Here is an 18859-nt window from a genome sequence, read left to right as displayed (position 1 = left end):
TTTCGAACCGCCGTATACCGAACGGTACGTACGGTGGTGTGAGAGGTCGGGGGTTAATCACCCCCTCCTACTCGATTGATGATGAAGGCGAGAATTGTCGAACATTATCTGAAAATTATTTTAATTCAGAGTTGATTTTATATTTTTATTAATGTTAAAGTATTGATGTAAGCGTTACCAATAGTATTCTTCTAAAGTTTTGCAGCATGGAAATACATAGACTACTATTTTAAGGAGGAATTATATGAGTCAGTTAACTGCAGGTTTAAAAGAAAAGGTAGAAAAGTTCTTAAGCGGAAAGAAAAAATTATATATCAATGGTGAATTTGTTGAAAGCAAATCACAAAAAACGTTTGATACGTATAATCCAGCGACAGGAGAAGTTCTGGCTACTGTTTTCGAAGCCGGTGCAGAAGATATTGATCTGGCAGTAAAAGCAGCCCGAAAGGCGTTTGATGAAGGCAAATGGTCTAAAATGAGCGCTTCTAAGCGCAGCCGCCTGATGTACAAGCTTGCTGATCTTATGGAAGAAAACAGTGAAGAATTAGCACAGCTTGAGACATTGGATAATGGAAAGCCAATCCGTGAAACAACAAATGCCGATATTCCATTGGCAATTGAACATATGCGCTACTATGCAGGCTGGTCTACGAAGATTGTCGGACAGACTATTCCTGTCAACGGGCCATTCTTCAACTATACCCGCCATGAAGCTGTTGGTGTAGTGGGGCAAATCATCCCTTGGAACTTCCCTCTTCTAATGGCAATGTGGAAGCTTGGTGCTGCCCTGGCAACAGGATGTACGGTAGTTCTTAAACCAGCAGAGCAAACACCTCTTTCAGCTTTATATCTTGCTGAGTTAATGGATCAGGCAGGCTTCCCTCCAGGGGTTATCAATATTGTTCCTGGTTTTGGAGAAACAGCTGGCCAGCCGCTTGTTGACCATCCGCTGGTAGATAAAATTGCGTTTACTGGTTCTACAGAAGTAGGTAAACGGATTATGTCCAATGCTTCAAAGACTTTAAAGCGGGTTACGCTTGAGCTTGGCGGCAAATCTCCGAACATTATCCTGCCGGATGCTGATTTATCAAAGGCAATTCCTGGAGCTCTTAACGGTGTTATGTTCAACCAGGGACAGGTTTGCTGTGCCGGCTCCCGTGTTTTCATTCAAAAGAAGCAGTTTGATAATGTTGTAGCTGACATGGCTTCACATGCTAAAAAAATCAAGCAAGGTGCCGGAATTCATGCTGACACTGAAATCGGCCCGCTTGTATCTGCTGAGCAGCAAAACAGAGTTCTTGGGTATATTGAAAAAGGCCTGAGCGAAGGTGCACAGCTTGTAGCAGGAGGAGATAAGCCGCAGGAGCAAGGTTACTTCGTCTCCCCTACTATCTTTGCAGATGTTAATGATGAAATGACAATTGCGAAGGAAGAAATCTTCGGACCGGTTATTTCGGCCATGCCTTATGATGATATTGACGAATTAATTAACCGTGCCAATAACAGCGAATATGGATTAGCTGCAGGAGTTTGGACTCGTGATGTTGCAAATGCACACTATGTGGCCAATAAACTCCGCGCTGGTACTGTTTGGGTGAACTGCTATAACGCTTTCGATGCTGCCTCTCCATTTGGCGGCTATAAGCAATCCGGTATCGGCCGTGAAATGGGCTCATACGCTCTTGATAACTATACAGAAGTTAAGAGTGTCTGGATCTCAATGAAATAATAGCCGAATCAAAAAAAGGAACCTTTCGAGGTTCCTTTTTTAATTGAAATCCCTCCCTATTAAGAATAAGTTCACAGATTATCCATAGGATTTTTGATGGATATTATTTATCCTTATATTGGGAGGGGAAATAATGAAAAAAGTATATATGATTTCCGCTATTATTGTCATATTAGGCATTGCTGCCGGCATTTCTTTTTTTATCATCCGTGATATGACTTCAAAGATACCTGAACATATTACACTTTTAACCGATGATGAGAAGGTATACGACTTTGCAGAATCTGATGAAAAACTGAAGCTTGTTGAATTTATTTATACGCACTGTCCGGATATATGTCCGACGACTACCCAAAGGATGAATCTCTTGAAAAGTGATCTTACTAATGAGGGCGTTTTTGGGGACAAAGTACAATTCATTACAGTAACAATCGACCCTTATCGGGACACCGCAGATGTTCTTAAAAAATATAGAAGCACCTTTGACATCGAAAATGATGAGAACTGGCTCTTTCTAACTGCCGATCCTGATACATTGAAAAAGGATCAGGCAGAAATTCTGGAGCTCGCAAACACTTTCCAATTTCAATACCGTGATCCCGGTGATGGCTTCTATGTTCACAGCACCTTTGTGTATTTGCTTGACGAGAATAATAAATTTATTAAGAAGTTCCCTATGGGAGAAGACTTTGACAGGAATGAAGTTTTCAAAAAAATAATGAAGCAAATATAACAAAAAAATGGCGGATTTTAGGATCCGCCATTTTTTTTAACCTAGTTCGCAGAAGAAGATAAATTTTTGTTTTGGTCAATGAGTATTAAAGTTTTTGACCTTGGCTTTGAGAAGCTTACTTTAATACCGGATTTCTTTAATCGGTTTACTAAATCAACCAGCTGTTTTTTAGCCATCTAAAAAACTCCTTTTTCCCTGCCTGTATGATTAATATTTTACATGAAATTTATGAAAAAACTATGAACAAAAAGAAACAATTTATACTTTTTCAAGGTTTTAATAAAAGTGTATGCCTGGTTTTTACTTCAGTGAGAACTGTTTTATGATAGTTCCCATCAGCCCAGTCTTTCATCTGATCATGGTACCACTGGCTTAAAGGATGTCCGGATTGCCCTGGTCCCACCAGATGATAGGCAGTATTCATGTTTTGTGTATCAAACACAAATCTCCATGAGCCTCCATGATTCACAGTGCCATCGTCTTTGTTGGCTGCCGCCTGCACAGTGACTGAGCTGCCGCCAACAGGAATTCGGCCCTCTCTATTAAACAAATAGTTTAAAGGTTTTACACTGGAAAGCGGGTGGGAAAAAGCTAATTGATGATAGTTTCCCCATTTCCATTTAGTCGGGCTGCTTCCTTGAAGATCTTCGGCTTCCTGGACCGCTGTACTCAATGATTGGGAAAGGACTTCCTGCAATCCGCCCTTTTCTTCAATCCAGATGCTTTCCCGGCCATTTGCTGCATTTCTCAATAATTCATCCACTGCCTGCTTTTGTCCTTTGAAGAGCTTCCTCATTTCGGGAGATATCTGATCTTCAAACAGAACATTGGATATGCTTTTCATCCAAAGATTGAAAATAAGAGGGGCTGCCTCATCCTTGCTGTCAATATAATCCCATTTACTCAGGATCGATAAAGCTTCCTTTTCAAGAGCGGTGGACGGTTCTTTCATTCTGGACAAGAAAAGCGGTATAAATTCCTTTGCCTGCAGGTTTTTCTGATCCATTTGCAGCGACATCATATCTTCAGCTGTAAGATCATCCTTGCTTTTGAGAAATTCCTGAATGCGCATTTGTCTATAGGGCTGGGCCCAATCATGACTGATATGGTAAGGATAGCTGTCATCTATAACCTTATTGTTTGCCGTTGAGATATACCCTTCTTCGGGATTGACCGTTTTAGGCAGCTGATCATAAGGAATGTAGCCTTTCCACCCATATTCATCCGACCAGCCGGGCACTGGCAGCAGTCCGTCTCCTTTCTTTCTAATTGGGATTTTACCATTTGCTTTATAAGCAATAGTTCCATCCGAAGAAGCAAATACAAAGTTTTGGGCGGGCGTGTGAAATAACTCCAATGCTTGTTCAAACTGATCCCAGTCTGATGATTCATTCATTTTTAGAATGGCTTCCAGCTCTTTTGATGGCTGAAGCGCTGTCCATTGCAAAGAAAGAACGGAATCCTTGCCGCTGTCTCCAGCAAATTCCGAAATCACAGGTCCGTGCCGTGTAATCGTTACTTTATAGCTAATTGGCTCTTTGCCTTTTACTTTAATTGGTTCTTCTATTACTTCTGCCTTTTCCCACTTTTCATTGAATAGAAACTCGTTTTCATTGGCAGGATTCCTTTTTTCGATATACAAATCCTGAACATCTGGTCCTGTATTGGTTACTCCCCATGCAATATGTTCATTGTGACCGAGGATGATGCCTGGGATACCGGCAAAGATGACACCGCTGACATTCATTTCAGGTGACTCCAGGTGCATCTGATACCAGATCGAAGGTGTGCTGAGTGACAGATGAGGATCATCTGCCAAAATAGGCTTTCCGGATGCCGTTTTACTGCCGGCTGCCACCCAGTTATTGCTTCCGTTAAATTCAGGAGGCGTGATGACAGTTGCAAAGCTTTCCTCAATATTTAAGTTGTGTTTTCCTATTATGTATGGGGCTTTTTCCGGATAGGAGGGGAATAATTCATATGCTTTATCTTCCGGAAAATGCTGAAGGAGATAATAGCGGAATGCCTGGCTTTCCCAGTGTCCGCCAAGATCATATGCCATGTATTTGCCAATAGTGAGCGAATCCACTGGAGACCATTCTTCAGGTTCATAGCCGAGTATGGAAAATTCAATAGGCATTTTTCCATTTTCTTTAACTTCTTCAATATAAAGATTAACTCCTTCCGCAAACCAGCCTAAAATCTGTTTTGCTTCAGGGGAGTATGCTTCATAGGATGCCTCTGCAGCCCTTCTCAGACCAAGTGTTCTAAAATATTTATCATTTTCAACCGTAGCCTCTCCGATTACTTCACTTAATCTTCCCGATGCCTGACGCCTGCTTAAATCCATCTGAAAAAGGCGGTCCTGAGCCTGTACATAGCCCTGTGCAATAAAAAGGTCTCGTTCATTGGCAGCAAGCAGGTGCGGGACACCGTTGTCATCCCGGTTAACCATTACTTCCTGAGAGATGGAGCCTATTCTGATTTCCCCATCTGTTTTAGGCAGAGAGCGGGACAAAAAACCATACATAAAGAAAAAGGCTGCAGCCAACAGCACTAGTATGATACCAATGCTCCAAAGCGAGTACTTTTTCCACTTTGATTTTGGCCGATGCTGGACCCCAATATTGCCTTCCATAGACATTCCTTCCTTTATTATTAAATTTTAAATTCGAACCTGCCGGAAAGCTTTTGCTCACCAGCTTCATTTTTTACTGATACTTCTCCCGTCAGCCTTTTTTCGTCCTCTTCCCATTTCTCTCCTGTCACTCTCCCTTCTATTGTCAGCTTCTCGCCGGGCCGTGTCATTTTGCTGAAGCGTACCTTGAACTTTCTCAGATCCTTTCTTGGAAACCACTCAGCCAATGCTTCCCCTGCCATTCCCATGATAAGCATCCCGTGGGCAATCACTCCGTCCAACCCGGCTTTCTCACCGATCGGAACAACTGTATGAATCGGATTAAAATCTCCGGATGCCCCTGCATACTTGACCAGCTGTGTATGTGTGATCTCTGGTTTATGAATTATTTTCAGTTCACTCATTTTGCTCCCCCCCCTCTTTCAATAATGGTGGATTCTGAATAGAGAACATCTTTTCCATCACTGTTTTTGTACTGAATACCTATTGTAATAAATCGCAGGTTCCTCTTTTCAAAAGAAGAAATTACTTTAGGGACCGCGGTTACTGTATCGCCAGCACATATTTCCCCCATATAGCGATATTCCTGGCCGCCGTGAAGAACCTTGAGCGGGTCAAGTCCAAAAAGCTCGATTAGGGTTTCGAAATCCATGCCTCCCCACATCTCCATGGCTGTAGGAAATGTTGGCGGAATTGGGATGTCCCGGTACCCCCCTTTTCTCGCCGTGCCGGCATCATAATAAATTGGGTTTTTGTCTCCAATTGCCATAGCGAATTCTTTGATTTTTCCCCTTTCTATTGTAAACCGGAAAGGTTTTAACTTCACATCTGCTTTTAAAAGAGATTCCATTAATATCGCACTTCCTCTCATCTTTTATAATCTTTATGTATTCGACTTTTTCCTCCTGCTTCCTGTTAATTCTCTAAACTTTTGCAGAAGAGATTACATGATAATATTAAGAATTCGCGATTACGCGCTGAAAGTGGTATAATTTTATGGATTATGTATTTGGAGGAATAAAAACAATATGATAACTGTCAGTAATGTAGGTCTTCGATACGGCGACCGCAAACTATTCGAAGACGTTAATATTAAATTCACACCTGGCAATTGCTATGGATTGATTGGAGCAAATGGTGCAGGTAAATCAACTTTTCTTAAAATATTATCAGGTGAAATTGAGGCACAATCCGGAAGTGTTCATTTAGGTCCCGGAGAACGCCTGGCTGTCCTGAAGCAGAACCATTTTGAGTACGAAGAATTTGAAGTATTAAAAGTAGTCATCATGGGCCATGCCCGTCTTTATGAAGTGATGCAGGAAAAAGATGCTATTTATATGAAGGCTGATTTCACGGATGAAGACGGGATGAAGGCTGCTGAACTTGAAGGTGAATTTGCTGAATTAAATGGATGGGAAGCAGAATCTGAAGCAGCTATTTTGCTGAAGGGACTTGGAATCGGAGAAGAGCTCCACGACAAAAAAATGGCTGACCTTTCCGGTTCTGAAAAAGTGAAAGTTTTGCTTGCGCAGGCGCTTTTTGGCAAGCCGGATGTTCTATTGCTGGATGAGCCGACAAACCACTTGGATATCAAAGCAATTCAATGGCTTGAGGAATTCCTGATCAACTTTGAGAATACTGTTATTGTCGTATCCCATGACCGTCATTTCTTAAACAAAGTATGTACGCATATTGCCGATCTTGACTTTGGGAAGATCCAGATTTACGTTGGGAACTATGACTTCTGGTATGAGTCAAGCCAGCTTGCCCAAAGGATGGCTCAGGATGCCAATAAGAAAAAAGAAGAAAAAATCAAGGAACTGCAAAGCTTTATTGCCCGCTTTAGTGCAAACGCATCAAAATCCAAGCAGGCAACTTCACGTAAAAAGCTTCTTGATAAAATTTCTCTGGATGATATTAGACCATCCTCAAGAAAATATCCGTATGTCGGATTTTCACCTGACCGTGAAATCGGAAATGATTTGCTTCGGGTTGACGGCATCAGCAAAACAATTGATGGTGTTAAAGTTCTAAATAATGTCAGCTTCATCATGAACAAAGATGATAAAATTGCGTTAGTTGGCACGAACGAATTGGCGAAAACTACCCTGTTTAAAATACTGACTGGTGAAATGGAGCCGGATGAAGGAACGTTTAAGTGGGGGGTTACGACCTCTCAGTCCTATTTCCCTAATGACAACTCTGAGTTCTTCGAGAACTCTGATTTGAGCCTTGTAGACTGGCTGCGCCAATTCTCGCCTGCAGATGACAGTGAAAGCTTCCTGAGAGGTTTCCTTGGAAGAATGCTGTTCTCTGGTGAGGAAGTTCTAAAGAAAGCAAGCGTTCTTTCCGGTGGGGAAAAAGTCCGCTGCATGCTATCTAAAATGATGCTGAGCGGTGCTAACGTGCTTCTTTTAGATGAGCCGACCAACCACCTTGATTTGGAATCCATTACGGCATTGAATAATGGACTGATTAATTTCAAAGGCTCTATGATCTTTGCATCACATGACCATCAGTTCATTCAAACCATTGCCAACCGCATTATTGAAATTACACCGGCTGGCATTGTCGATAAGCAAATGACGTATGATGAGTATTTAGAAGACTCAGCTATTCAAAAGCAAGTAGCTGAAATGTATCAGTAAACAGTAAAAGCAGGAGGATCAGCCTCCTGCTTTTAACTTTGTCATAAATCTTGTTTTTTCTTTTTATGGCGTGCAGAGGAAGCTGTTCTGCTGCCTGTTTCCATGTTGGTTGTCCCTTGCCCTTCGACGTTTGGAGAGCTCAATCCAGCCTTAGAAGGGTCTTTTTTGCGTTTGCTCATAGTTAAACACCTCCTTTCTTACTTTTTCGTGTTAAGGCGATTTTTATCCATGGAATAAAAATGGAGTATAAAAGCCAATCTAACAAACGGAGGAGGTGTTAACATTGACGAAAAGAGTAGCGGTTGAACAATCCTTAACAAATGTTTCTGAAGCGCTTCGCCAAAAAGGGTATGAAGTGGTTGACATGAAGTCGGCGCATGATGCTGAGAACTGCTCATGCTGTGTTGTGAGCGGTGTTGATTCAAATGTAATGGGAATGCAGGATGTTTCTACAAAAGCATCTGTCATTGAAGCAAGCGGCCTTTCAGCGGATGAAGTATGCCGCCAGGTGGAGCAAAGAATGCAATAATCGAAAAGTGAGCCAAAGACTAAAGATAACTTCTTTAGTCTTTTTCAATGCAAATAAATAAAGACGGGCTTTATACCCGTCTTCTCCTTCTTCTGGCTTTTGCTTTAAGATTTTTCCTTAATACGAGAATAAAGATTCCGAATAAGAATAGGGCTAATCCGGCTTTTCCATAGTACCCTGTAGTCTCTTTTTCTGGCTCCTTATCTGTGTTGAGCTGGCTTGAAACCACTTCATCCTGTTTATCCTCGATCAGCTTTACAGATTGAATGATTCTCCCGCTTTCATTCTTTATCTGCAGCTTCCCTTTTGCAGTAATATTTTCTTCGTAGTTCCCTTTAGGTAAAGTGATGGGTATATTTGCACCGCCAGTTGTGTAGGTTTTTCCATCAGAGGGAAAAACCTCAGTGCTGCTGAGTTCCGCAGTTTCAAAGTTGCTGTGACCATAATCCAAAAGGTATTTTGTATCATTATAAATATCCCGCTTATATTCCGCTTTTAACACAATAGCGGTTAACTTGATTGACTCATATTCGGCAGAGGTAGCGAGAGTCTGTTTGGCTTCATCAACGAAACCGGTCTTTCCCCCAGTCACTCCCTCGAATGGAACCTCCCCTTTGAGCATCCTGTGATGAGTAAAGATGGTAGTATCCCATGACTTTCCTGTCCATTTCAATTCCTTTGTGCCGTAAATTTCTCTGAAGGTCTCATTTTTTAGGGCGTAATTGGTTAATTTCGCAAGATCTGCTGCGGTTGTATAGTGGTTTTCATCATACAGACCGTGAGGATTAACAAAGTGGGTATTTTTTAACCCTGCATTTTCTTTCAGGTAACGATTAAGATTCTCTGAGAATGCTTCTATATTGCCGTCGAGATGCTCAGCTATGCTCCATGCAGCATCATTTCCTGAATTAATCAGCATTCCCTGAATGAGTTTTTTTAAGGGCACCTGTTCCCCTTCCTCCAAATACACTCGAGTCCCTTCAGCCTCCGCTGCTTTTTTGCTGACTGTGGCCAGGTCATTCAAGTCGCCATTTTCAATGGCATAAATGGCTGTTGCTATTTTCGTCAGACTGGCAGGGTACATCTTTTTATCCGCGTTTTTTGCATATAGAACAGCTCCTGATTCTGAATCTGTTACAATTGCGGCTTCACTGATAATTTCAGGCTCTTTTGTTTCCTCAGCAGCTGCCTTTCCAGTTGGAAAAATAAAAAAAAGCAGGATAATAGCAACCAATTTTTTCATAAATACACATCCAATTCAAACCGATAGTCCATCCATCCTGATTGTATCAAACAAACCATGAATAGCCCTATCATATTTATAAATTGTTACATAATTGAAAATTTGATACCGTATTTTGAGAAGATTGATAATGAAAGGAAATTATCGAAGAGCCCTAAAGAAAAAAAGCAATCCAATGGACTGCTCTTCAGCTATTTTTTTGCCTTAATATAAAAACGCTTTAAAAATTCAACATAAATATCATCATGAACAAGCCATGCCTGGTTTTTTCTTTTAATATAGTTTTCTGCTGCCTGGAAATCCGGGTAAGGTTCCTGTATTGGCTTACCGTTCATTTCAAGGATCCACCTGTCATCGGCTTCAGCAAAAATAAAGAATTTGTCTCCTTTCTTATTTTCGTACAGTGATCCCTGTTTCGCGCTTTTATTATTGTATTTGTTTTTAAATGCATCCTGTCTCAAAGGGTCCAGGGGAAAAATGTCCTGAACGAATAGTTTATAAGCATCTTTTCCCATCGAACAGCCTGATGCTTTGGCATGTCCGCCCCCTCCAAACTTTCCGGCCACGGCAGAAACATCAACATGGTCATGGATTGTCCTGAAACTGATTTTTTTGCCCCCGAGATTTAAGATAGCGATATAGTCGATATGGGGATACTCTTTACCAAGCTCATTGCCAAGCTCCGAATGATAAGATTCTGCATGGACTATGCCTGTACAATATTCCCCGATGAACGTTTGTACCAATTCCCGCTTCTTCCGCCTGACGTAACGTTCAATTTTCTCCTCTTCCATATCCAGCAATTTCTGTTCAAACTCATCAAATTCGAAAGTATCTGAGTTCATGATTCTTTCCGTCATTTTTTCTTCGAATTCTTCAATGGAAATCATGAAAAATAAATCATTCAGATTTTTTGCCTTTATATTTTCATTTTGGTCCCATTCCCAGGTGTCATACTGTCGGACAAGCTCGACAAATTCATCGAGGGCAGAAGACGGCTGGATCAGTCCATGCTCCTGGAGATACTCATATAGCAAAGAGGTTGCAGCCGTAAGCCTGCCATCTTCATATTGGACCCTCACTTTGCCCCAACTGTAATCATTAAAATGAAGAGCTGTTTTGTGATGGTCAATTAATCTGACGTTTCCACCGCTTTTTGCCAGATCATCAAGCCTGATCAAATTTTCATCGTTAACTGATAAATCGGTGATAAATAAAAAATCATCTTTTATATTTTTTTCATTTTCCAGTAATTTTTCTATCTGATAATCAAGTCCCATCACAGAGTTATAGCGTACCTCAACATCTTTTCCAAAAGCGATCCTGGCAACAATGCCGCACCCGACGCCATCAAGATCATTATGTGTATACAGCCTGTACAAAATCCATCACCTGCTATTCTTAGACTCATTCCTCTGTTAGTTTGGTTACGGAGGAAAATTCTATGCGAAAAATCCCCGCTGAAGTGAGCGGGGATTTCCAGTTAAAGCAGCAAATAAGCCAGCGGAGCAGTAATGAGTATGGTCAGAATGGTTCTTTCTGCCCAGATGACAAGCAGCTGTGGAATAGTAATAGGAATTTCTGTTGATAAAATACACGGGACAAGTGCAGAAAAGAAAATGATAGCTGATACGGAAACAACTCCGATTACAAATTTAGTGACTAGTGCAGCCTCCGCTGCAAGCAGGGCTGGAAGGAACATTTCAGCAATCCCCACAGCACTTGCCTTTGCTGCCAATAATGGCTCAGGAAGCTGTACGAGAGCCGTAAATGGATAAAAGATATAACCCAGCCAATCAAATACAGGAGTGAATTCGGCGAGAATCAGTCCCAATAAACCTACTGACATAATGGAGGGCAAAATGGACATTGTCATGACAAACCCATCTTTTAAATTATCCTTTATATTTTTCCATAATGCGGGTGACTCAGCTGCTGTATCCATCGCTTCTTTCCAGGCAGCCTGCATACGACCCCCTGTAAAGGTTTCAACCGGAGGCTCCTGGCCATTGTAATAATCTTCGCTCATTGACTTAAGTGGCCAGATTCTTACGGTTATAGCCGTTACGATGAAAGTGACAGCAAACGTCGTCCAAAAATATGTGTTCCAGATGTCCATCAATCCAAGTGTTTTAGCCACAACAATCATAAACGTTGCGGAGACCGTTGAGAACCCGGTAGCAATAATGGCTGCTTCCTTAATGCTATATTTTCCTTCTTTAAATACCCTGTTGGTTATGAGCAGTCCGATTGAATAGCTGCCTACAAAAGAAGCAACTGCATCAATAGCTGATTTTCCCGGTGTTTTCCAGATTGGCTTCATAATCGGCTGCATGATGACACCGAAAAATTCAAGCAATCCATATCCAACCAGCAGGGCAAGAAATACGGAGCCGATTGGAACAAGAAGTCCAACAGACACCACCAGTTTCTCAAACAAGAAAGGTCCCATGCTCGGGTCAAATAGCCAGGCAGGGCCGAAACCGAAGACAATCATAATGGCTGTGAAAAATCCGATTACCTTAAAAAAAGAGAAAACAGTATTTACTTTATTTTTGTTCCAGGTTTTTGTATAGAATGGATAAATGGCGCCGAGCAGTATGACAAGCAGCGCATAGTATGTTACAGCTGCAGGCAGGTATGTCTGAATCGCAGTGACGATATGGTCCAGCATTATGGAGGATTTCTCATTAACAGTGACTGGTATAAAAAACATAAATATGCCAATGGCGCTGAAGAGAAAAAACTTAGCTTTATTTTTAATAGTTGCATTGGGATTCAGTTCAGGCTGGTGAGATTGACTTAATACTGTTTCTTTTTCCATTCTCATTCCCCCTCGTTATTTAGGGGCAAGGAGCAAAGTGCGCCCCTTACCTTCTGTTCATTAAAGCTGTCAAAAAGGTCAGAAATGTGTAGGTGCCTGCCTTCACGGTCGGCTGTGCCTGGTGATCTCTTGTTGGATCAAGGCAGACAATATCCATGGCTGCCGTTTTGGAGGAAAGACCAGCTGCATATACGGCCGTAAATAGTTCTTCAGTGCTCATGCCGCCTGGTGTGGATGCAGGAACGCCCGGTGCAAAACCAATATCCAGCACATCCATGTCAATCGTGACATAAATTTTGTCCACTTTTGATTCCAGCTGCCGGATTGATTCTTTAACCGTTTCTTCAATTCCCCGTCTTCTGGCTTCCTTTAAGGTAATATAATTGAGCTTATGCTCTTTAGCATAATGGACGAGCGACTGGCTGTTGAAAAAGCCATGAAGGCCAATATTGTAGACATTTTCCCCTTTAATCTTGTTGTTCTGAATCAGATTGCGGATGGGCGTCCCATTTGTCGGTCCATGGTCTTCAAGGCTTCTGAGATCAAGGTGCGTATCCAGCTGGAGAATGCCGATTTCCTTTTCAGGCTCCAGTTCCTTCAGGCCGCTGACCAGCATGGCTGTAATGGAGTGATCTCCTCCGATCGCTATTGGGAATGAATCAGGAAATTGCGTCCGAACGTCCTTCATCGTTTGCTTTATATTGGAATGACATTGCGGAATATCCGTGAAATGCATTTTCACGTCACCAAGATCAGAAACCTTCAGCTTTTGAAGATCCCTTTCAAAATCCAGATTGTACGTTGAAAATCCTTTCCAGGACCTCCTGAAGGATTCAGGGAATTCAGATGCTCCTGATGCACTTATCGAGGAGCGGGAAAGAGGGACACCGAAAAGCACGACATCCCAATTTTCTTTCTTTAATTCCTCTTCCCTCTGGATTTGGCAAATCCATTCACTCACCTTTACGTCAGTTCCCAGTTCGGTTTGCGGCCAAAAAAACCCGGGAGGATTTATTGTTGGTAGCATAAGCTTCCTCCTTTAACGACCACTTCCCCATTTTTAATCACTGTGTCTGTATGGTTCATGCCGTAGTGATACTGCATTTGCATATAGTTCGGCACATTGAGCAGAAGCAAATCAGCCTTTTTGCCGGGCTCTATGCTTCCCACTTCTTCTGCCCGATTGATGGCATGTGCTGCATTAATGGTAGCGGCGGCAATCGCTTCTGCAGGTGTAAGCCCCATGTGCATGCATGCAAGATTCATCATAAATGGCATGGAGCAGGTTGGGGAAGAGCCGGGGTTGCAATCGGTTGATAAAGCAACTGGAACACCCTTATCAATCATGCGGCGGCCTCTGGCTGCTTCAGCCATCAGGAAGAATGCTGTGCCTGGAAGAAGCACGCCGATTACTCCCTTTTCCGCCATCATTTCGATGCCTTTATCAGATGCTCTAAGCAGGTGATCTGCAGAAATGGCACCAACTTCAGCAGCAAGCTCTGCCCCCTCATAAGGTTCGATTTCGTCGGCATGGATTTTAGCTATCAGGCCATACTTCTTCCCTGCTTCAAGAAGTTTTCTGGACTGCTCCGGTGTAAACACGCCTCTTTCGCAGAAAATATCGTTGAATTCTGCAAGCTTCTCTTCCGCAACTTTCGGCAGCATTTCTTCAATAACCAAATCTATAAAGGCATCTGGATTCTCTTTGAATTCAGCGGGAACTGCATGTGCCCCCATAAAGGTGCGGACAACATCCACCGGATGCAGTTCATCCGCTTTCCGGGCTGCCGTCAGCTGCTTTCGCTCTGTTTCCCAATCCAGTCCATATCCGCTTTTTGCCTCTATCGTGGTTACTCCGTGTTTAAGGAAGCGATCAAGACGGACAAGACTCGCATCTACCAATTCCTCTTCAGATGCTTTTCTGGTCATAGAAGTGGTAGCGTGAATGCCCCCGCCATTGTTCATAATTTCCATATACGTTGCCCCGTTCAGGCGCATATTGAATTCCTCTTCCCTGCTGCCTGCATAAACAAGGTGTGTATGCGGATCAACCAGTCCTGGAAGAAGGATTTTTCCTGTCGCATCAATGATTTCAGCTTCCTGAAGCCGGCTTTGATATTCAGCTTGGAGTTCCGCTGTTGTCCCTGCTGCTTTAATTCTGTCCTCTTCAATCCATACTGCCCCGTCTTCAATGATGTGAAGCTCGCTCATTTTTTCTTTTGCCAGGGGCTGTTTGGAGCTGCCCTTTAAGGTAATCATTTGATTTGCATGTTTGATAAAAATAGGTTTTGAGTGCATTTTGTGCTCCTCCTTAAAAAATGGAAGTTCCAATCCGCAGGAATTACGGATTGGAAGGCTTCCTCATTGAAAATACTAATGTTTATTTGCAAGTTTCAGAGTTTATTTGCAGAATTGACTCTCTTATTTGCAGATTAGCATGGTTTATTTGCTGATTTTTCGCTGCTATTTGCTAAGTTCATAAAAGGGAATCTTTATTTCATCATTGGAATGTTTACGCCTTTTTCTTTTGCTGTTTTGATAGCAAGGTCATAGCCTGCATCTACATGGCGCACGATTCCCATTCCAGGATCAGATGTGAGGACACGTTCAAGGCGCTGTTCTGCTTCCTTCGTGCCATCCGCAACGATTACCATTCCTGCATGAAGAGAGTAGCCCATTCCTACGCCGCCTCCATGGTGGACGGAAACCCAGCTTGCTCCACCGACTGCATTAATCAGAGCATTCAGGATTGGCCAGTCTGCCACTGCGTCACTGCCGTCCTTCATGGCTTCTGTCTCGCGGTTTGGAGAAGCAACTGAACCGGAATCCAGATGATCACGCCCGATAACAATCGGTGCTTTGAGTTCCCCGCGGGCAACCATATCATTGATGATTTTTCCGAATCTTGCGCGCTCCCCATAACCAAGCCAGCAAATTCTTGAAGGCAGTCCCTGGAATTGAATTTTCTCCTGTGCCATCTTGATCCATTTGCAAAGGTGTTCATTATCTGCAAACTCACGCAGAATCACTTCATCTGTTTTATAGATATCTTCAGGATCTCCTGATAATGCTACCCAGCGGAAAGGCCCTTTTCCTTCGCAGAATAACGGACGGATGTAAGCAGGCACGAATCCAGGGAAATCAAATGCATTCTCGACTCCCTCATCTTTTGCAACCTGACGGATATTGTTTCCGTAATCAAATGTAACTGCGCCCTTCTTTTGCATGTCCAGCATAGCCTGAACATGGACAGCCATGCTTGCTTTTGATTTCTGAACATATTCAGCAGTATCTTGCTTCCGCAGAACAGCTGCTTCTTCTAATGAATAGCCGATTGGAACATAGCCATTTAAAGGATCATGTGCAGAAGTCTGGTCAGTCAGGACATCCGGGGTGAAATTCATTTCAAGCATTTTTGGCAGAATTTCAGCTGCATTGCCTAATAGTCCGATAGAAAGGGGACGTCCTTCCTGTTTTGCCTCTGTTGCCAACTTAATAGCTTCTTCAATGGAATAAACCTTAGTATCCAGATATTTCGTTTCAAGTCTGCGGTCAATGCGGTGTTCATCCACATCAATGGCAATGCAGACACCATCATTCATGGTTACGGCGAGCGGCTGGGCACCGCCCATTCCCCCAAGGCCTGCTGTTAACGTAATCGTTTGTTTCAGTGAGCCGGAGAAGTGCTGTCGGCCAAGCTCAGCAAATGTTTCATACGTTCCTTGCACGATCCCCTGGCTTCCGATGTAAATCCAGCTTCCGGCTGTCATTTGGCCATACATCATCAGGCCTTTCTTATCAAGCTCATGGAACGTATCCCAGTTTGCCCAGGCCGGCACCAGATTCGAGTTGGCGATCAATACCTTTGGTGCATCTTTATGTGATTTAAATACCGCAACCGGCTTTCCGGATTGAACAAGTAGTGTTTCATCGTCTTCTAATTCATGCAGGGTTTTTACAATCGCATCATAGCAATCCCAATTTCGGGCAGCCTTCCCTATGCCGCCGTAAACAACCAGCTCTTCCGGAATCTCTGCAACCTCTTTGTCTAAGTTATTCATAAGCATGCGGAGTGCCGCTTCCTGAATCCAGCCCTTTGCATGCAGCTCACTGCCTTGATAATTTTTAATTTCTCTTTTTGTTTCCGCTTTCATTGTTATCCCTCCAATGTTATCTCATATTTAGATTTTATAATGAGAACTATCTGAAAAGTAGAATAATTAGATTTGTTTTTTTGTAAAAATATAAGATTATATTCTTAAATTTAGTCTATTTTTATATTAATATTTGTGTTTTTATAAAAATCAACAAAAATAAAACCTCCCATTTAAAAGGAGGTTTTGTGCAGACTTTTTCTAAATTGATTAGGCGGCATACCTTTAATTTTACTGAACACTTTATTGAAGTATTGCTGATTGCGAAAACCGCAGACGGATGAGATTTCTTTTATGCTCATTTCTGATTCCAGCAGCAGCTTGGCAGATTGCCTGATTCGGGTTTCATTAAGGAGCTCCCGAAAAGATTTGCCGCATCTTTTTGCCAGCATGGAGCTGATATAGTTCGGGTTTCGATCTGCATATTCAGCTGCCCTTTCAAGGGTGATCGAAGAGTCCCAGTAATTTGTTTCTATAAAGAATTGGACTCTGTCTGTAAGATCAAGCTTCAGTTTCTTATCAGATCGAATGGTCTCAAACACATAGGAAATGAAGCTGATCATTTCATTAATGATCCGGTAAATCAAGGGCGAATAAAGGATCGTCTGGAATAAACGAAGGTATTCCTTCTCCATATCTCCGTCGGCCAGACGGAATGTTTTCATATGCCTGCGGATTTGAGCAAGAATACTGGTCAGCCTGATTCTGATAAGCCCGGGTTCAGGATATGGATCTTCCAATATAAGAAACTCTTTGGAAAACCATGATTTGATCCCTTCTAAATCCGCCTGATTCAGGAAATCAATCCAGGTGCTCTGTTCCTCTGGGGTTAAGAAGGGATCGATGGATAGCCATTTAGGCAATGAGGCTTCCTCAATTACCTGATTAAATCCCCTGAAAAAAGTTAACTCCATTAATTTTCTGTTCGCATCATAATGGTTTTTAAGAGTATTCTGATCATCTCGGCCCGTATGAATGCTGATGGCAATTGGTTCAGCTGAGTTTTCCTGCCAATTCCTCATGAATCTGACGCTCTCCTCTTTCCATGATACGCCCGATTTTTCAGAAACTATCAGTACCATGTCACTTAAAATAAAATAATCGGCTTTTTTCTGGAACCCATAGCTTTCCAGAAATTCATATAACTTTGGAAGCTCAAGGACATTCTCAGTTTTTATGCCAATGGAAAGAAAACGTTCTGCCGGTTCTGGAGCTTCTAAAAATATATCCTGATAATGAAAGGCTTTATCAGTAACCATTCCTGAGCTTTTTACAGCCGCTGGAGTTTTCAGCTTCTGGCGCCTATGAATGTTTCTTGCAGATTTCAGTAAAATATCAGCTGAAATGGGCTTAAGTATTAAATCGACTACACCCATGTCAATGGCTCGTTTTGCCTGTGAAAAGGTGGCTTCCATTGTAAGTGCAATAAGATCCGGCCCTATAATTTGAATGGTTTTTAAGAAAGAGCTGTATCTATCTTCCTTTATCAAATCAAGTTCAAAAATCAGCAGATCGGGCTGAAAAGTCTCAAGCTTTTTAATAAGCCCTGCCTCATCTACGGCAGACTCCACATCCCATGCATTCATTGAAGATCTCAACAGCCACTCTATACCCTTTGTATCGTACTCATCCCGATTGGCCACAAGTACCTTGTACATGCTGCCACATCCTTTTTTAAATCTATTATGAAATAATTTTTCAGCAGCTGTAAAGAAAAATCGGAAAAATCCCGCAAATAGTAGACAAGTTATGATGCCCTTACAGCATATCTATATATGGACAACTAATTTTGGAAGGAGTATGACCATGCCTTTTCTTGTATTAAAGAAACGCAGCATCATTGCCTTTGTCATCATTTTTTCAGTCATTGTTTCTGCATCTGTATGGTTTTTTTCAAAGTCTGATAGTTTGACGGTCTTCAACCAGACCGAAGGTGAAAAAGTCCGGGAAATCCATATGGTTACGGGAGAATTTAAAGCTAAGCTGCCTGATGGCAAGGAAATCGAAGCGTATCGCTGGGATCCGGGAACCATTTTTCTCGAAAAAGATGAAAAGGTAAATTTGAAGATTTGGGGAGTCAACGGAATGGAGCACCCTTTTATTATCGAAGGAACCGATATTAAGGGAGTTGTAAAGAAAGCGGAAGAAACAGTGGTCCCTCTTCAATTTGAAAAAGAAGGCATATACCGTCTTGTTTGTCTTACACATCCGGATAAAGATAATAGCGGACCGATGATTGCTTATATTGTAGTAGATTAATGGGCAAAGCAAAAGCACCGGAATCTTCCGGTGCTTTTCTTTACTGTCCAGCTCCAGCCCCTACCCCCTCGAGGAGTCGGGGGTGGGCAAGGCGCTGGAGCT

The 18859-nt window shown here is 42.3% G+C and carries 17 protein-coding genes; 5 read left to right on the top strand and 12 right to left on the bottom strand.

What is annotated here, in order from left to right:
* Window positions 1-244 precede the first annotated feature (244 nt).
* Together ACTHRG_RS03925 and ACTHRG_RS03920 are read left to right on the top strand one after the other, a co-directional pair.
* Window positions 245-1729 (top strand): aldehyde dehydrogenase family protein, encoded by a 1485-nt coding sequence (locus tag ACTHRG_RS03925; protein ID WP_076256553.1) that lies wholly within the window; start codon window positions 245-247, stop codon window positions 1727-1729.
* Window positions 1730-1862: 133 nt separating this feature from the next.
* A complete protein-coding gene (locus ACTHRG_RS03920; protein WP_076256555.1) occupies window positions 1863-2462 on the top strand; it encodes an SCO family protein in 600 nt (199 codons plus the stop codon).
* A gap of 41 nt (window positions 2463-2503) precedes the next feature.
* On the opposite strand, the gene ACTHRG_RS03915 is transcribed toward ACTHRG_RS03920, so the two are convergent.
* The 4 genes from ACTHRG_RS03915 to ACTHRG_RS03900 form a co-directional block, all read right to left on the bottom strand.
* The gene (locus ACTHRG_RS03915; protein ID WP_258750305.1) at window positions 2504-2638 is read right to left on the bottom strand and encodes a hypothetical protein; all 135 of its coding nucleotides are present in this window, start codon (window positions 2636-2638) and stop codon (window positions 2504-2506) included.
* A gap of 92 nt (window positions 2639-2730) precedes the next feature.
* The gene (locus ACTHRG_RS03910; RefSeq protein WP_440230602.1) at window positions 2731-5100 is read right to left on the bottom strand and encodes a penicillin acylase family protein; all 2370 of its coding nucleotides are present in this window, start codon (window positions 5098-5100) and stop codon (window positions 2731-2733) included.
* Between the two features lie 20 nt (window positions 5101-5120).
* Window positions 5121-5504: a MaoC/PaaZ C-terminal domain-containing protein gene (locus ACTHRG_RS03905; RefSeq protein ID WP_076256560.1), complete on the bottom strand. Its 384-nt coding sequence runs from the start codon at window positions 5502-5504 to the stop codon at window positions 5121-5123.
* Window positions 5501-5950: an FAS1-like dehydratase domain-containing protein gene (locus ACTHRG_RS03900; protein WP_076256641.1), complete on the bottom strand. Its 450-nt coding sequence runs from the start codon at window positions 5948-5950 to the stop codon at window positions 5501-5503. Before ACTHRG_RS03900 ends, ACTHRG_RS03905 begins: the two co-directional genes overlap by 4 nt.
* 178 nt (window positions 5951-6128) lie before the next feature.
* Here ACTHRG_RS03900 and ACTHRG_RS03895 point away from each other — a divergent pair, with 178 nt between their 5' ends.
* Window positions 6129-7748, top strand: coding sequence for an ABC-F family ATP-binding cassette domain-containing protein (locus ACTHRG_RS03895; protein ID WP_076256563.1), 1620 nt, complete (start codon window positions 6129-6131; stop codon window positions 7746-7748).
* Between the two features lie 41 nt (window positions 7749-7789).
* On the opposite strand, the gene ACTHRG_RS03890 is transcribed toward ACTHRG_RS03895, so the two are convergent.
* Entirely contained in the window at window positions 7790-7927 is a 138-nt protein-coding gene (locus ACTHRG_RS03890) for a YuzL family protein (RefSeq protein ID WP_076256565.1), read from the bottom strand.
* Between the two features lie 104 nt (window positions 7928-8031).
* Here ACTHRG_RS03890 and ACTHRG_RS03885 point away from each other — a divergent pair, with 104 nt between their 5' ends.
* The gene (locus ACTHRG_RS03885; RefSeq protein WP_048011629.1) at window positions 8032-8277 is read left to right on the top strand and encodes a YkuS family protein; all 246 of its coding nucleotides are present in this window, start codon (window positions 8032-8034) and stop codon (window positions 8275-8277) included.
* A 70-nt stretch (window positions 8278-8347) separates the two neighbouring features.
* Here the strand turns inward: ACTHRG_RS03885 and ACTHRG_RS03880 are convergent, their stop codons facing one another.
* The 7 genes from ACTHRG_RS03880 to ACTHRG_RS03850 form a co-directional block, all read right to left on the bottom strand.
* Window positions 8348-9520 (bottom strand): D-alanyl-D-alanine carboxypeptidase family protein, encoded by a 1173-nt coding sequence (locus ACTHRG_RS03880; protein ID WP_440230601.1) that lies wholly within the window; start codon window positions 9518-9520, stop codon window positions 8348-8350.
* Window positions 9521-9711: 191 nt separating this feature from the next.
* Window positions 9712-10902, bottom strand: a complete 1191-nt coding sequence (locus ACTHRG_RS03875; protein ID WP_440230600.1) for a DHH family phosphoesterase — start codon at window positions 10900-10902, stop codon at window positions 9712-9714.
* Between the two features lie 101 nt (window positions 10903-11003).
* Window positions 11004-12344, bottom strand: a complete 1341-nt coding sequence (locus tag ACTHRG_RS03870; RefSeq protein WP_076256571.1) for a YjiH family protein — start codon at window positions 12342-12344, stop codon at window positions 11004-11006.
* Between the two features lie 46 nt (window positions 12345-12390).
* A complete protein-coding gene (locus tag ACTHRG_RS03865; RefSeq protein WP_076256573.1) occupies window positions 12391-13371 on the bottom strand; it encodes an agmatinase family protein in 981 nt (326 codons plus the stop codon).
* Window positions 13356-14642 carry an imidazolonepropionase gene (gene hutI / locus ACTHRG_RS03860; protein WP_440230599.1) on the bottom strand — a complete coding sequence of 429 codons (1287 nt, stop codon included), beginning with the start codon at window positions 14640-14642 and terminating at the stop codon, window positions 13356-13358. Before hutI ends, ACTHRG_RS03865 begins: the two co-directional genes overlap by 16 nt.
* A gap of 194 nt (window positions 14643-14836) precedes the next feature.
* Window positions 14837-16498, bottom strand: a complete 1662-nt coding sequence (gene hutU, locus ACTHRG_RS03855; protein WP_440230598.1) for a urocanate hydratase — start codon at window positions 16496-16498, stop codon at window positions 14837-14839.
* 173 nt (window positions 16499-16671) lie between these two features.
* Entirely contained in the window at window positions 16672-18156 is a 1485-nt protein-coding gene (locus ACTHRG_RS03850) for a response regulator transcription factor (RefSeq protein WP_076256581.1), read from the bottom strand.
* Between the two features lie 148 nt (window positions 18157-18304).
* Between ACTHRG_RS03850 and ACTHRG_RS03845 the strand changes: the two genes are divergently transcribed.
* On the top strand, window positions 18305-18757 hold the full coding sequence (locus tag ACTHRG_RS03845) for a hypothetical protein (RefSeq protein WP_076256583.1): 453 nt from the start codon (window positions 18305-18307) through the stop codon (window positions 18755-18757).
* The last annotated feature ends 102 nt before the right edge of the window (window positions 18758-18859 follow it).

The organism is Cytobacillus sp. SAFR-174 (genome assembly GCF_051964675.1).
Classification (GTDB): Bacteria; Bacillota; Bacilli; order Bacillales; family Cytobacillaceae; genus Cytobacillus.
This window is presented reverse-complemented; position numbering and strand designations above follow the sequence as displayed.